We start from the raw sequence: 15663 nt of genomic DNA, 5'->3' as shown, positions 1-15663 counted from the left end.
CTCGTCGTGGACGGGGATGGGATCGCAGAGTTGACCAGTAATTTGAATGAAGACGACGCAAGCCTGCGCAAAATTCTGCGCAGCGAGACACGGGATGCGCATGATCGGCTCGACACGGCAGTGACGAGCCTCGATCTGGCTGATCCCGATTCCTATCGAGATTTTTTGACCTTCCAGTACGCCGCCCGCTTGCCGGTCGAGCAATGGCTCGCCTCGCAAGCCGAAGCGCCGACGCTGCCGCCCACCACGCCGCTGATCGCGCAGGATCTTGCCGCACTGGGCGCTCCGCTACCCCTCACCCGCATGTTCGGGCGCAGTCTCGACAACGGGGCAATCGGGGTCGCCTGGGCCTTGGCCGGATCGCATCTCGGCAACCGGGCAATTCTTCACGGGCTAAAAAACGATTCCGCCTTTGCTGGGCCGACGGCGTTTCTTGCCGACGAGAGAATGCGCGACGCGTGGCGCGATCTCCTGCCGCACCTCGAAGCGCCCCCGCACGAAGCGTACGCCGAACGGGCCGTTTACGCGGCTTCGAAGGTGTTTGTGCATTTCAATGAAGCGCTTGATCTGCTTCGCGACTCCGGCAAGAGCCTAGCGGCATGAGCGAATATGACGTCGACCTAACCAATTGCGATCGCGAGCCGATCCACCTCATCGAGCGGATCCAGCCGTTCGGTGCGCTGATCGCGGTCGGCAGCGATTGGCTCGTCTCGCGCTGGTCTGCAAACGCACAGGACTTTCTCGAACTCGACCGTCCGCTCGAAGCCGGTTTCCCGATCCGCGAGATTTTCGCGCGTAAGGCGGTCGAGGAAATCCGCAGCGCAATGGGGCGGCTGAACGAGCAGGACGCTATCGAGCGCAGTTTCGGCATCGAACTACTTGGAGACGGCCAGCTCTACGACCTCGCCATTCACCTGAGTGGGCGCCAGCTGGTGATGGAAATCGAGCGCCACGATGCCCGGCGCCAGAACCAGTCGCTGAACAATCTTCGCCCCCTCACCCGCCAGCTCGAAGCAGCCGCATCGACCGACAAGCTCAGCACGATCGCCTGCAAGATGCTGCGCGACGTGCTCGGCATGGATCGGGTCATGTTGTACAAGTTTCACCGCGATGGCACAGGCGAAGTCGTGGCCGAAAGCCTAGGCGATGGAATCGATAGCTTTTACGGCTTGCGCTACCCGGCGACCGACATTCCGAAACAGGCCCGCGAACTCTACAAGCGCAATCTTCTGCGGATCATCGCCGATGTCGATGGCGAGACGATTCCACTCCTGCCGGAAAACCCGCCGCGTGGGCCACTCGATCTTTCGCTCGGCACCCTGCGCGCCGTGAGTCCGATCCATATCCAGTATCTGAGAAATATGGACGTGGGTGCGTCGCTGTCTATTTCCGTGATCGTCCGCGGCGAATTATGGGGCCTTTTCGCATGCCACAATTCAGAGCCGATATTGCTGCCGTTCTCGGTACGCACGGCCGGAGAATTGCTCGCCCAGATGTTCTCGCTGACGCTCGACCAGCGATTGGCCGATTCCGCCCGGCAGACGGCCGATCAGGGTCGGGAAATCCACGACCAGGTCATGATGCGTCTTGCAGACGAAGACGATATCGCCGGCAATTTGCCGATGATCATCGACGCCGTTAAAGGCCTGATCGACCATGACGGTGCCAGCGCCTATGTCGACGGGAAGTACGTCGCGCGCAATGCCGCGCCGAACGAGGAAGAATTTCTTCCCCTTCTACCCTATTTCAACAGCGAGCTTGCCGGCGAGATTCTGGCCGAGGCGAAGCTCGTCGACAAGATCCCCGAAGCGAGCACGTTTTCCGATCGCGTCGTCGGCGCGCTTGTGATTCCGGTGTCGCGCCGACCGCGCGATTATCTCGTCCTCTGGCGCAAGGAACTGCGCCAGACGGTCGAATGGGCCGGGAATCCCGACAAGCCCGTCGAACAAGGCCCGAACGGCGCAACGCTAACCCCGCGGGCCAGCTTCGAAAGCTGGAAGCAGGAGGTCGAAGGCACCAGCGCCGATTGGCACGACGACGAAATCCGCCTTGCGCAAATGTTGCGCGTGACCTTGCTGGAAGTCCTCCTGCGGCTTGCCGACAAGCAGATGGAAGAACGATCGCAGTCGCAGCAGAAGCAGGATCTGTTGATTGCCGAACTCAACCATCGCGTGCGCAATATCCTGACCCTGATCCGCGGCTTGATCGAACAGAGCCGCGGCCAGGCCGAGGACGTGCCGAGCTTCGCCGAGATCGTGGGTGGACGTATTCGTGCCCTGGCGAGCGCGCATGATGCGCTCACGGCGGAGAACTGGGCCCCCGCCTCGCTGACCAGGCTTATCGAAGTCGAAGCGGCCGCTTATTCGAGCAATAAGGGCCACCGCGTCCATGTCGAAGGCGACGATGCGCTGCTGCATCCGACCGCCTATTCGACGATGGCGCTGGTGATCCACGAGATGATGACCAACGCCGCAAAATACGGCGCGCTGTGCGACAGCAATGGCAGTGTCGACGTCACGCTCGAACGCGATGGCGATGGAGATCTGCACATTCGCTGGCGTGAAATGGGCGGTCCGCCGGTCAAGGCGCCCGAGCGACGGGGGTTCGGGTCGACGATCATCGAGCGTTCGATTCCCTACGAGCTTAAGGGCGATGCCAAGATTCGCTACAAGCTAGGCGGCGTCGAAGCCGATTTCTGCATTCCAAACGCTTCACTTGCAAAGCAGAGCGCTATCCGCTCCGCCAAGAACGAAGAGTCGGATCGAGCCGGCCAAGGAGACAACATGGCTGTACAAACGCCCGGACGGGTCCTCCTGGTCGAAGACAACATGATCATCGCGATGGATACCGAGGAAACGCTGCGCGATCTTGGCGTCGGCGAAGTGCTCGTGGCCGGCTCTATCGCCGAAGCCGAAAGGGCGCTCGCATCGGGAACTCCCGATCTTGCGATCCTAGACTACAATCTGGGTGACGAGACGAGCGAACCGCTGGCCCGAAAGCTGGCCGATAGCGGTGTGCCGGTGGCCATGGCAACGGGCTATGGCGAAGCAATGCGCGAGCTCGAGCAGATCGACCTGCTCGCCATCTTGTCGAAGCCTTACGACCGCGACGACATCGCTGGCGTTTTCCGGAAAATCGGCGAAGGCGCCTAGGCTTCGTCCCCGTCGCAAGGCTGTGCCAGCAAGGCGCGGCCCGATGGGACGAAATCGATATCCCGGATCGAATTGGCGACGGCGCATCCGCCCGGTGCGATCATCTCTCCCGCGACATCCAGTGGGCGATCGAGCGGAAGAACCAGCAGCGGCGTATCACCGAATGCAGAGGTCTCTTGCACATCGCCGTCGCTGCGAAGCAGACGGAAGCGCGGACCGTCGGTCAACCACCGCTCTCCTCTGTCGGGCACGTGGCAATAGCGCGGATCGGCATAGGGCTCGCCGTTTGCCACTTCGACCGCGCGATCGAGCTGCAGCTCGCGCTCTCGACCATAGTCGTAGAGTCGGTAAGTGATGTCGCAGTTCTGCTGGACTTCGATCAGACTCACGCCCGGGCCGATCGTATGCACCGTTCCGGCAGGGATGTAGAAGAAGTCCCCCGCCTCCACCGGATGCCAAGTCATCAATTGCTCGATGCTGCCATCCAGCGCGGCGGCGCGTATCTCCGCAGCCGTCAGCGGCGCATCGAAGCCGATGCCCAGCGTGGCCCCGGGATCCGCATCGATTACCAGCCAACATTCCTCCTTGCCGCGCTGGCCTTCCCCCAGCTTGCGCACCTGCTCATCGTCGGGATGGACCTGGACCGACAGTTTCTCGCTGGTGAAGAGGTATTTGACGAGCAGGCTGTCGAGCACAGCGGGGGGCTCGAACCAGATCTCGCCGATGCGTCGGCCTTCAGGCGCAACGAACGGTGCGGGCAGTGTATCGCGACCCCAGACCTTCTCGACCTGGCGGGTGGAAAGCGCGGCGCTCACTGACTGGCCGCGCCGGAGAGTTTGCCGACTTTTTGCGCGCCATCCGCGGTCGTGACGAGCACTTCGTCTCCATCGACCACCACGATCACATCCTCCAGCCCGATCGCGGATATGCGCGGTCCGTCACTGACGGCCATGACATTGCGGCAATCGACGAGTTCGGCACTTGCGCTGGCGACATTGCCTTCCGCGTCTGCGTCCAGAACATCGCGCAAGGCCGGCCAGCTGCCGATGTCCGACCAGCCCATGTCGACCGGCACCATTGCGGCGCGGGATGTCTTTTCCATCACCGCATAATCGATCGAATCGCCCTCGATCTTTGCAAATGGCGATGCGGCGGGATGGAACGTGCGGTCGCGCTCTGAGCCACCGGTGACCGCGTCGCGTACAGCGGCCAGCATTTCGGGCCGATAGCGCCCCAATTCTTCGAGGAAGGCGCCTGCGCGGAAGGCGAAGATGCCACCGTTCCAGGCATATCCTCCATCGGCGACGAACTGTTGCGCACGATCGAGATCGGGCTTTTCGACAAATTTTGCCGTACGGTAGGCGCCATCGCCGATCGGTTCACCGCGGCGGAGATAGCCATAACCGGTCTCGGGCGCGGTTGCGGCAATGCCGAAGCTCACCAGCCAGTCGTCCTGCGCGAGCGCGGCGGCTGTCATGGCCGCCTCCGCAAACGCATCCGGGTCGGCAATATGATGGTCGCTCGGACAGACCAGCATCACCGCGTCTTCGGGCAGCTGCAACGCCGCCAGAGCGATTGCCGGGGCGGTATTTTTCGCCGCAGGCTCCACGATGAGCCGAGCCTCGCTGCTGCCGTGCAATTGCGCTTCGACATGGGAAGCGTGATCCGCTCCGGTCACCACCGTTGGTGGCGCGAAGCGCGCAGGATCGTTGCAGCGGCCCAGCGTCTCCTGAAACAGGGTGGTCTTGCCGATCAACGGAATGAACGGTTTGGGCTTTGCCTGTCGGCTCTTTGGCCAAAGCCGCGTGCCGCTGCCTCCGCACAGGATCACCGGGGTTATCTTCGTTTTATGTGTCGGGGCAGTCGCGCTCATAGAACCTTCTAATCGAACCATCTCTGGTACCAGCGGAAGGTCGATACGACAGGATCACCGTCCGGGTCCATGGCCGGTTTGAAACGAAATCGCTGCATCGCCAGCTCGCACGTAATTTGGTCGGCTGCCGGATCGGGGCTGGAGCGTACGACACGGCAACCGGTCGGGCTTCCATCCACTCCCACCCTGATGTCGATCGCCACCGACTGGCCGTTGCGCAGATCGCGCGTCTCGCGCGGGTAATCGCGCGCCGAGGTGATGCCTCCAGCGATCTTGACCGGCTTGGTGACGAAATAGCCACCTCGTCCGCCACCGCCGCGTCCGCTGCCCGTACCGGTACCACTCCCGCCTGCACCGGTGCCGCTGCCCGCGTCTGCTCCGCCCGAGCGGTTTTGCGTGCCTGTGGAGGATGCACGCGGAGCCGGCGGAGCTTTCCGCGCGACCTTGGGCTCGACAGCAATGACTTCCCTTGGCGTCGCCCTCTCCCCCGCATCGCCCGATCCACCTTCGTCCGGGATGGGCGCTTGTTCGACCGGTGGAGGCGGCGGATCGGTCGACACTTCGAACGCGACCGCGTTCAACGTCCGTTCGACAGCATCCGGCAGGAGGCCTGGCGCGAAAGCACGAGCGAGGAAGAGGATGGCGAGGACATGCAGCAGCGCGACTGCGAGGGCGATGAGCAGCTTGCGCGAACGATCCGGGAGCGAAAAGGCAGGCATTGCGGGTCCAACGCGCGAAAGGGCCGAGGCGATCCAACGCCACGTAGCATGACCGCGGGCACGGCGAAACGTGCCCCGGGTTGTGTATCCTACTGCGGGGTTGGCAGGGTCGCTTCCTCCAGCGCCTTTGCGAAGGCATCGGCCGACCTTCGTCCGACCTTAGCGATCAATCGACGGTCGGTCTGATCGCCGATTTCGAAAGTGACCGCAGGAACGCCCCAAGTCTCGTAGAACCAGTTCTTTGCAACACCGCTGCCGTTCGAATGGCCCGGCGCAATGTTGATCGAGAATTCCGGCACGCTATCGCCGATCAATTCGAGCCAGCGCTCGGTGAAGCCCGCAGGCACGGTCGAGAGGTCGCGGGGGATCGTGTAAAAGACGTCGCGCTGAGTCGAATGAAAGTCGATCATCGCGACCGGTCGCGTCACAGGAGTCTGTCGATCGAGCCACGCCTTCACGGCACGGGTTTCGGGCTGGTCAAATTTGCCCCAGTCCCGATTGAGATCGGTGCCGCCCAAATTGGCGCGCCAATGGCCGCGCGCCACGCCATCCGGGTTGAGCATGGGGACGGCGAGAAACCGGAAACGCTCCGGATCGATCGTCCCCTCGTCGACCAGTTCGACCAGGCGATCGAGGAACGCCTCCATCGCGAGCGCCCCGGTCACTTCGGGCGGATGGGCGCGGCCCAGCAATACGACGAGATAAGGCGCGGCGGGGTCGCCGATCTCGAGCCCCTCGATCGGGCGATCGTCATGCGAGCGACCTAACTCCAGCCGCTGCACATGCGCGCTGGCGGATAGCCGATCCATCGTGCGGTCGTAGCGCTCCGAACCGAACAATTCCTGCCCTGCGACCACCGCCGAACCGGCCGGAACCGTGAACCGCGCCAAGCTGCCATCCTCCACCACATCGGCATCGATCAGTTGCCAGACATCGCCCGTCTGGCGCTTGGGCCGGTAGCGATGCTTGGCATCGAGATAGCGCAAGGTAAACGACACATCGGCACCGGGCGTCGCGTCATAGCGAAATGCGTACCACGCGCTGGGATTGATCGGCGGAGCGTGTTCGGGGGCGACGAGGATCGCGAAGGATCGCTCTCCCTCCACCACACAGCGGGAGGCCGAGGCCCCCTCGAAATCGAAGGACACCGTCACGCTCGCCGTGTGGCAGGAGGGTGCGCTGGGCGCTGAGGGCACCGGCGGGGGCGATGCAACGCACGCCCCCGCCAGCAGGCTCGCCAAGGCAATGGCGGGCCATCTCATGCCTGTTGCCATCAGAACTTCTTGCGCAGTTCGATATGGAACACTCGGCCGCGCGCGCTGTGGAGCTCACTGAAGTAGCCGTAGGTCTCGTCGGCCAGCGGCGGATCCCGATCGAACAGATTGTTGATCGCGAAACGCAGGCGCGTGTCGTCGAGCGCGGTATCGGTGTCCTCGATCGTGTAGGCAATCGAGAGGTTCATCGTGAACCAGTCGTCGACCGGATAGTAGTTCGCGTTCGGATCGTCGGATTCGATCAGATCGTCGCGGATCACGCTGGTATCGTAGACCTTGCCCACATACCGGCCATACAGTCCGATCGCGAGCGGGCCGTTATCCCAGTTGATCGAACCGCTGGCGCGCCATTTGGGACGGCCCTCGATCTCCAGCAATTCACCCAGCCCGCCAACGGTGACGTCGAGCGGCAGCGTACCAGCTTCCACGGCATCGAGGATTTCCTGCCCCTGCGGCCCGGCATCCTGCACGAAACCGAGCAGGCGCGCCGCGTTCAAGCGAAGTCGGAAATTTCCGAGGCCGAAATCGGGCACCCGATAGGAAAGGCCGAAATCGAGCCCCCTCGAGGTGCGGCTGTCGAGGTTGAGATACGGATCGAGCACAGTATCGATCTTGCCCGCGGGTGCGAGCCCGGTGCCTTCGAACAATGCGATCTCGTCCGCCGTCGGGTCGAGACGGATGACATTGGGGTTGCTGCCGCCATCGAGGCGACGCAGCAGGTCGAGCGCAATCGCATTGTCATCGCCGAACGTACCGACCAACCCGGTCTGCTTCACGCGCCAGTAGTCGGCGGTGAAGACGAGTCCCGGGATCATGTAAGGCTCGAGCACAATTCCGAGATTGATGCTGGTGCTTTCTTCCGGAACGAGATTCTCTGTACCCGAGCGCAGGCTGATGATGCCGGCCCCCGCGCAGGAAGCCAGCGTATCGATCTCGCCCTTGATCAATTGGGCCTGGCAGGTGACGAAATCGTCGCGCGTGTTGGAGCGCGTGGTGCCCTCGTCGTTGACCTGCACGAGGTTCGGCACACGGAAGCCGCGCGACCAGGCACCGCGGACCGTGATCCCCGGGATTGTCTCCCATGATGCCGCCACGCGGGGGACGGCGGCTGTCTCGTTGATGTCGTCGAAGTGTTCGACCCGGCCAGCCAGCTGGAGGTTGAGCTCCTCGACCAGCGGGATGTCCATGTCGCGGCTGACCAGCGGCACGAACACTTCCGCGAAGACCGAATAGACGTTGCGCGATCCGTTGGTGTCAGGTGACGGGCTGGTCCCGGCGACATCGCTGCCGTTGAAATTACCGGTCACGCTGTCGGTGAAGGTGATCGTTCCGTCGAGGCGCGGATCGCGATCGTCGTAGAAGGTCTCGCGACGCCATTCGATTCCGCTTGCCACGCCGACATCGCCGCCCGGCAGGGTGAAGAGATCGTCGCGGCTGAGTTTGAAGTCCGCCAGGGCCAGGCTGGTGCCGCCCTTACGGAACACGTCGATGCGAAAATTGTCGATTACCGATTGCGGATTGGGTGTGCAGTCGCCGTTGCCCGGGTCGCCCACCACGCAGCCGCCATTGAACGGATTGTAGGCATCGGGCGTGGTGCGGTTGATCGTTTCCTGCATCAAGGTGAGCGAAACGCGGTTGCGCGCAACGTCGACCGTATTGGCTTCGGAATAGAGGAAGCCGGTATCGTAATCCCATTCGCCCCAATTGCCGCGCAAGCCAGCGACCAGGCGATAGCTGTCCTTGTCGACCTCGATCCGGCGATTGCCCGCATCGACGAAGCGATAGCGTTCCATGATGAGATCGGCGCCATCGGGATCGATCGTGGTCCCCGGCAGGCGATTGGGACTGCCGACCGGACCGAACGGGTTCCAGTACGCGTCCGCAGCGATCCCGACGGGGACAGCACTGAGAATGGCCGAAGGTGTGATATTGCGCGCGTTCTCGGAGCGGTAATAGCTGCCCTCGAAATACACCTCGGCCGAATCCGACAACTCGTAATTCAGCAGTGCCAAACCGTTATAGCGGTTCTTCTCGCTGATGAGATTGTTGCCGAAGACACGATTGTAGCGAACTGCACGCGTCGGGGTGGTGCCGTTGCGCGCGCACAGCCCGTTCCCGAAATCGAGACGACACCCGGAAAACGTGCCGGGCTGAAGATAGAAATCGTCGTCGTTGATCGGCGTAGCACCCCGCGGTGCCTGGATATCGAACTGACCGAACGGACCAAACGTATTGCGATTGTTGAAAGAGACATCGCCTTCGAAATCGGTGCCTTCGACCAGCGGCAAGCGATTGGCGTCGGCTGAATAAACGCGCTCCGATGCCGACAGGCCGCTTTCGTAGAAATAATTCCCGTAAAGCGTCAGGTTCCCCCGCCCGCCGCCGAAATCGAATCCGTAGCCACCGCTGATCTGATAGCTGTAAAGGCTGGTACCGTCCGACATGCGGTAATCGGCTTCGAGGAAACCACCCGAGATATTGCCCTTGAGCACAGTGTTGACGACGCCTGCCACGGCGTCGGCGCCGTAGATCGCGGACGCGCCGTCGCGCAGCACCTCGATCCGGCGCACGCTGCCCGGAGATATCTCATTGGTATCCGCGCTGACCACCGGCACCAGCAGTTCGGTCTGGAAACCGGGATTGAGCGTCATCCGGCGACCGTTGATCAAAAGCAGCGTGTTGCCGGTGCCCAGATCGCGCAAATTGATCGAACCGACATCGCCGCGCGCGCTGTTCTGCGTGGTCGCGTTTTGCTCGTTGAATGCGACGGTGCCGGCCTGCGGGATCGAGCGGAACAACTCGTCACCCGAAGAGGCACCGGTGTTCTCGATCGATTGCTCGTCGAGCACGGTCACTGGCAGGACGTCGGTGATCTGGGCGCCCTGGATCTGGGTGCCGGTGATTACGATCTTGTTGTCCGCCGTGACATCCGATTCCTGGCCGTCCAGCGAGTCGTCGTCCTGCTGCTGCGGCGTTTCCGCGGCCTCGTCGGGAACACCTTGGGCGTAGGCGGCGCTGGTCGCGGCTAGCAGGCTCGTCGTCGCCAACAGCGCCAGACGGCCAAATCCCTGTTTACGCATCTTCATATTCTCTCTCCCTGTTTCCCGCCTTATCGGCGGGTCATCCACGCCTCGAAGATATCGGGCCATTGATTGATGATTTCCTCGGGCGCACCCAGCCCCCAGCCGTGGCCGCCTTTCTCGAAAATGTGCAGTTCCGCCGAAGCGCCATTGCCCATCAGCGCCTGGAACAGCGCGATGTTGTGGCCTGGCGGCGTGATTGGATCGTCCGCTGCCGAAAACAGGATCGTCGGCGGCGCGTCCTTGGCAGCGTACGTATCGAGCGACCACGCATCCTCGGCCGCGCGTGACGGGTTTTTCCCCACGATCTCGCGCCTGGTGCGCGTGGTGTCGTAGGGCTTGCGCAGCGACACGACGGGAAACAGCAGCACGGCGAAATCTGGACGCGCGCTGGCAGTCTCGTAGCGGTCCGCTCCTTCATAAAGCTCGCGATCCGGCTGCAATGCGGTGAAACCGGCCAGGTGACCGCCGGCGGAAAAGCCCATGATGCCGATCGCATCGGGCCTAATGCCGAATTCGTCGGCGCGGGTGCGCACGATCTTCATCGCTCGCTGCGCGTCGGCGAACGGGGCGCTTGCTTCCCACCCGTCATTGGGCAGCCGGTAGATCAGTTCGAACACCGTGTAGCCACGATTGCGCAGCCACTCGGCGGCGGGTGTGCTTTCCTTCCAGAGCTGGATCCGGAAATAGCCCCCGCCTCCCGCGATCACGATGGCGCGGCCATTCGGAATATTTGGGCGATAGACCCGCATTCGCGGGGTCGAGACATTCGATACCGCGCCATAGCCCTTGCCTTCGCCGCCAAGCCTTTCCGGGCCGCTGACCCCACCCTTCCCCGGAGGCGTGCCGGGCCACAGCAGGATTTCTTCAGGCTCGTGACCGCGAGCGGCACCGCCGAGGCGCGTTTGCGCCAGTGCAGCGAGTGCGATCCCGCCGCCCAGCACCGACCTGCGCCCGATCATGCCGCACCACCGGTCTCGCTGGCGGCAATCAGTCGCTCGCTTTGCGGCCCCGAACGCTCATGGCGCTCGATATCTTCCTCGGGCAGCGGCATCGGCGTGCCGGCAAGCGCGGCGGCAAGGCGTTCGCGATCGAGCGCCCCTTCCCACTTGGCGACGACGATGGTGGCGACCGAATTGCCGACGAAGTTCGTCAGTGCGCGGCACTCGCTCATGAAGCGGTCGATGCCGAGGATCAGAGCCATGCCGGCGACGGGTACGGACGGGACTACCGAAAGGGTCGCCGCGAGAATGACGAAGCCCGCCCCGGTCACGCCCGCTGCACCTTTCGAGCTGATCATCGCAACCGTGACCAACGCGATCTGCTCGCTCAGCGACAAGTCGATACCCACCGCCTGCGCAATGAAGAGCGCGGCAAGCGTCATGTAGATATTGGTGCCATCGAGATTGAACGAATATCCGGTCGGCACGACCAGCCCGACCACCGATTTCCGGCAACCGGCAATTTCCATTTTTTCCATGAGACTCGGCAGAGCCGCTTCGGAGGACGAGGTGCCGAGAACCAGCAGCAATTCCTCTCGAAGGTATTTGATCAGCGCGAAGATCGAGAAGCCCGTGAGCCATCCCACTATGCCCAGCACGACGATGACGAAGAGCAGCGATGTCAGGTAGAATGTCCCGACCAGTGCGGCGAGGCTCGCCAGCGAGCCCAGACCGAATTCTCCGATGGTGAAAGCTATCGCACCGAACGCACCGATCGGTGCCAGCTTCATCAGCATGTGGACGAGTTTGAAAACAACTTCGCTGAACGAGGAGAGTACGTCGAACACCAGATCGCTCTGCGGGCGCGTTGCGGCGATCGCGACGCCCGAAAGGATCGCGACAAGCAGCACTTGCAGGATCGACCCGCTGGTTACCGCGCTGAAGAAGGTCTTCGGAATCATGCCCAGAAGAAAACCGGTGAGGGTCTGTTCTTCGGCGGTCACCGCGTAATTCTCTACCGCGCTGGTATCGAGCGTCGCGGGATCGATATTGAGCCCGGCGCCCGGCTGCACGACGTTGGCGACGATCAGGCCGATAATCAGCGCGAGGGTGGAGAAAAACAGGAAATAGGCGAACGCCTTGCCCGCCACGCTTCCGACCGCGCCCATGTCTTTCATGCCGGCGATGCCGGTCGCCACGGTTACGAAGATGACCGGCGAGATGATCATCTTCACAAGGTTGATGAAGGCATCGCCAAGCGGCTTGAGCTGCGCGCCGAACTCTGGCGCAACAGTCCCGAGGACCGCGCCCAGGACGATGGCGACCACCACCTGAAAATACAGCTTGCGATAGATCGGCTGCCGCGATTCCGGCATGCCACCCGCCGCCTCCGGCGTGGGTACAATCGTCATATTCCTCTCCCCATGCCGCCTATTCCCTGCGGCATTTCGGCAAGCCTAAGCCAAGCGACCGACCAGCCAGACCATTTCTCGAAAATTCTTTTTCATATCATATTCAATGATTTAACCTTGGCATGCCTAAATTTTTTGCGAAAATCCGCAAAATTTCCTTCCCTCTTTTGCGATTTTCCGCACAACGTCTGGCGGGAGAATGAGGTTGGACGGCACGAAACGTCTGCATGGCTGGGCGATCGCTGGAGCTGCACTTTTGTTGTGTGGCCTGCTGGCGATGATGGCGGTCGATCGGGTCATGCGCAGTTCGGCAATCGACGATGCGATGGCGAGCGCGGATGGCAATGCGCAAATCCTGGCGAGCGGCCTCCAGAGCGAGTTGCAGAAGTTCAGCCTAGTCCCTCCGGTGCTGGCGGAGGACCCCGATGTCATCGCCCTGATGAAAGGCGACCGCAGCCGCGCCGCCATCCTTAACCGCCGGCTCGCGACCTTGGCCGAGCAGACGCAGGCGGCAGTGATCTATCTGCTCGACGCAGACGGACGGACCCTGTCGTCCAGCAACCATGCGAGCGACGATAGCTTCATCGGGTCCGTTTACGGTTTCCGCTCTTATTTCCGCGAGGCGATGGCACAAGGCGCAGCCACGCAATTCGCGCTCGGAACGGTCAGCCGCCGACCCGGCCTGTATATCGCGCGGCGCATCGGGAACCCAGGATCGCCATTGGGTGTCGTGGCCCTGAAAGTCGAATTCGACGCGTTGGAGAAAAGCTGGCGTGCATCAGGGCGGGGTGTCTTCGTAGTCGACGGAAGCGGTGTCGTGCTGATTACCAGCAATCCGGATTGGCGTTTTCACGCGCTGGATCCGGAGGCAGCCACCAATCGCAATCGCGAAGAAGATTTGCGAGCCTTGGGCGTGGCGCGCTTCGCGCCGCTGGAATTGTCGCGACGATACAAACGAACCGCGAGCGTCCCACTCGACACAACCGGCCATGTCGTCGCCCCGGAAGGGTGGACGATGCACCTGCTGGTCGATCCCTCGCGCTATGTTGGAGGGGCAATATCGCGAGGCCGGTTGGCCGTCGCGCTGGCCATGGCGGTGCTCGTAATGCTCGGAGCGCTGGCGTTCTATCTGCGACGCAGACGCGAGGAAGCGCGAGAGGCCGATCTTGCTCGCCGAACCGACTTGCTGCGCCAGCAATTGTCGCAGGCCAACCGTCTCGCGACGCTGGGCCAGATTGGGGCCGGTATAAGCCACGAAATCCGCCAACCCGTCGCCGCGATGCGCGTTTTCGCCGAAAACGGGGAGAAGCTGGTGGAGACCGGCGAACTCGACCGGGCCAAGGGAAACTTCGCGCAAATTTCGCGGCTCGCCGACCGGATCGGCACGATTACCGGGGAACTGCTTCGTTTCAGTCGTCGCGGCACAAGAGCGCAACGCGCGATGCCGATCGGTCAAGCCGTTGACGGCGCGTTGTTGCTGCTCAACGACCGCATCGCAGGCCTCGATGTCGAGATTGCATTGCCGGACGCCGAAGCGCGCGCAATCGAAGTGGTCGGCGAACATGTCCGGCTCGAGCAGGTATTGGTCAATCTGCTGCAGAACGCCCTCGATGCGGTGGGCGCCAGCGGGCGCATCGCGATCGAGGTTGCCACACGAACGGACACCTGTCTGGTCGTCGTTAGCGATGACGGTCCCGGTCTTGATCAGGCCGCGATGGACCGCCTGTTCCATCCCTTCGCAACGACCAAGGAGGATGGGCTCGGGCTGGGCCTCGTCATCTCGCAAGAGATCATGCGGGACCTAGGCGGCGACTTGCGAGCAGAGCCAAGCGAAAGCGGTGCGCGCTTCGTGATGGAGGTGCCGCTCGCATGACCTTACTCAGCGATATCCCGGTCATCCTGGTCGAGGACGACCATACACTCGCCGAGGCGACCATGCAGGCGCTCGAGATCGACGGGGCCGAGGTGGGTCATTTCGACCGCGCTGACAACGCGCTCGACGCGATCGACCGCAATTTCGGCGGTGTCGTCATCAGCGATATCCGACTGCCGGGGATCGACGGGATCGCGTTTTTCGAGCGTCTCCGGGCGATCGACGAGACGATCCCGGTAATCCTCGTGAGTGGTCACGGGGATGTCGACATGGCGGTCGCAGCGATGCGCAATGGTGCATTCGACTTCCTGACCAAGCCGTTCTCGTCCGAGCGGCTTGCTGCATCGATTGCGCAAGCGGCCGCCAATCGTGCGCTGGTGCTCGAGAACCGGAGACTGCGCGATCGACTCGATCGGTCGCGAGCCATTCCCGGAGATTCCGCAGCGAGCGAACGTTTGCGCACGCTGGTGTCTGCGCTTGCTGCAACCGACGTCGATGTGGCGATCGCGGGTGCACGCGGGACAGGCAAGACCCATACGGCGAGTTTGCTACACGATCTCGGTCCGCGCCGTTCGCGGCCGCTGGTCACGATCGACGCGGGCACCGCGCTGCATCCCGATGCCGAATTGCTGCTGTTCGGGCGCGATCCGGGTGCGGGTCTGTCGCATACCGGCCTGATCGAACGTGCGCGTGGCGGCACGCTGGTGCTCGACAAAATCGAGGGTGTCGAGGGGGCGCTGCGGGCCCGGCTCGATACGCTGGTCGAGAACCGCACCATCCTTCCTCTGGGCGCCGAGCGACCGAGAAAGCTGGATGTGCGGATCCTCGCTGTCCTTCCTGAGGGTATGGTGTCGGACAGTCGTACGCTGCTCCATCGCAGCGGTCCGATCGAGATCGCGCTGCCCTCGCTTGCCGAGCGGCGCGAGGACATCGCCGAGTTTTTCAGTCGCTTCGTCGCCCGCCATGAGCGCGAGTTCGGGATCACTTGCGAAGCGATCGGCGCGGATGTGCTGAACCATATCCACGCGCATGAATGGAGCGGAAACCTGCGCGAACTCGATGCCTTCGCAAAGAAGCTGGTGATCGGTAGCGGTGCGAGTGACGGGAGTGCTGGCGGCGAGAGACCGGCACGGGGCCTGCGCGACCAGGTCGCAGAGTTCGAAAAAGCCGTCATCGAGAACGCTCTGCGCGAGGCCAAGGGCAGCGTGCCGCTGGTCGAGAAGGCGCTCTCGCTGCCGACCAAGACGCTCTACGACAAGCTTTCCCGCTATGGCCTGAAAGCCAAGGATTTCCGCCAGGGCGGCAAGGCGAGCTAGACCACGGGTTGATCGACCTGATG

At 62.7% G+C, this 15663-nt stretch carries 11 protein-coding genes; 4 read left to right on the top strand and 7 right to left on the bottom strand.

The features are described from left to right. The first annotated feature begins 6 nt into the window (after positions 1-6). Together GRI68_RS01425 and GRI68_RS01420 are read left to right on the top strand one after the other, a co-directional pair. Positions 7-603 (top strand): biliverdin-producing heme oxygenase, encoded by a 597-nt coding sequence (locus tag GRI68_RS01425; RefSeq protein ID WP_160615360.1) that lies wholly within the window; start codon positions 7-9, stop codon positions 601-603. Next, positions 600-3152, top strand: a complete 2553-nt coding sequence (locus GRI68_RS01420; protein WP_160615359.1) for an HWE histidine kinase domain-containing protein — start codon at positions 600-602, stop codon at positions 3150-3152. Before GRI68_RS01425 ends, GRI68_RS01420 begins: the two co-directional genes overlap by 4 nt. On the opposite strand, the gene GRI68_RS01415 is transcribed toward GRI68_RS01420, so the two are convergent. From GRI68_RS01415 to GRI68_RS01385, 7 genes are all read right to left on the bottom strand, one after another. Then, complete coding sequence (locus GRI68_RS01415) at positions 3149-3967, bottom strand: class I mannose-6-phosphate isomerase (RefSeq protein ID WP_160615358.1); 819 nt, start codon at positions 3965-3967, stop codon at positions 3149-3151. The genes GRI68_RS01420 and GRI68_RS01415 overlap by 4 nt on opposite strands. Beyond that, entirely contained in the window at positions 3964-5025 is a 1062-nt protein-coding gene (locus GRI68_RS01410) for a mannose-1-phosphate guanylyltransferase (RefSeq protein ID WP_160615357.1), read from the bottom strand. Before GRI68_RS01410 ends, GRI68_RS01415 begins: the two co-directional genes overlap by 4 nt. 8 nt (positions 5026-5033) lie before the next feature. After that, positions 5034-5744 (bottom strand): TonB family protein, encoded by a 711-nt coding sequence (locus tag GRI68_RS01405; RefSeq protein WP_160615356.1) that lies wholly within the window; start codon positions 5742-5744, stop codon positions 5034-5036. Between the two features lie 89 nt (positions 5745-5833). Beyond that, on the bottom strand, positions 5834-7006 hold the full coding sequence (locus tag GRI68_RS01400; RefSeq protein WP_160615355.1) for a M14 family metallopeptidase: 1173 nt from the start codon (positions 7004-7006) through the stop codon (positions 5834-5836). 11 nt (positions 7007-7017) lie between these two features. Next, on the bottom strand, positions 7018-10104 hold the full coding sequence (locus GRI68_RS01395; RefSeq protein ID WP_234028679.1) for a TonB-dependent receptor domain-containing protein: 3087 nt from the start codon (positions 10102-10104) through the stop codon (positions 7018-7020). Between the two features lie 23 nt (positions 10105-10127). Continuing rightward, positions 10128-11060 (bottom strand): alpha/beta hydrolase, encoded by a 933-nt coding sequence (locus GRI68_RS01390; protein ID WP_160615354.1) that lies wholly within the window; start codon positions 11058-11060, stop codon positions 10128-10130. Next, positions 11057-12451: a dicarboxylate/amino acid:cation symporter gene (locus GRI68_RS01385; protein WP_160615353.1), complete on the bottom strand. Its 1395-nt coding sequence runs from the start codon at positions 12449-12451 to the stop codon at positions 11057-11059. Before GRI68_RS01385 ends, GRI68_RS01390 begins: the two co-directional genes overlap by 4 nt. Positions 12452-12656: 205 nt before the next feature. Here GRI68_RS01385 and GRI68_RS01380 point away from each other — a divergent pair, with 205 nt between their 5' ends. Together GRI68_RS01380 and GRI68_RS01375 are read left to right on the top strand one after the other, a co-directional pair. After that, complete coding sequence (locus GRI68_RS01380; protein ID WP_160615352.1) at positions 12657-14324, top strand: sensor histidine kinase; 1668 nt, start codon at positions 12657-12659, stop codon at positions 14322-14324. Further along, positions 14321-15640 (top strand): sigma-54-dependent transcriptional regulator, encoded by a 1320-nt coding sequence (locus GRI68_RS01375; RefSeq protein WP_160615351.1) that lies wholly within the window; start codon positions 14321-14323, stop codon positions 15638-15640. Before GRI68_RS01380 ends, GRI68_RS01375 begins: the two co-directional genes overlap by 4 nt. Positions 15641-15663: the final 23 nt, after the last annotated feature.

Source organism: Alteriqipengyuania halimionae (assembly GCF_009827575.1).
Lineage (GTDB): Bacteria > Pseudomonadota > Alphaproteobacteria > Sphingomonadales > Sphingomonadaceae > Alteriqipengyuania_A > Alteriqipengyuania_A halimionae.
Note: the sequence above shows the minus strand (reverse complement) of the source record. Positions and strands in the feature narration are given on the sequence as shown.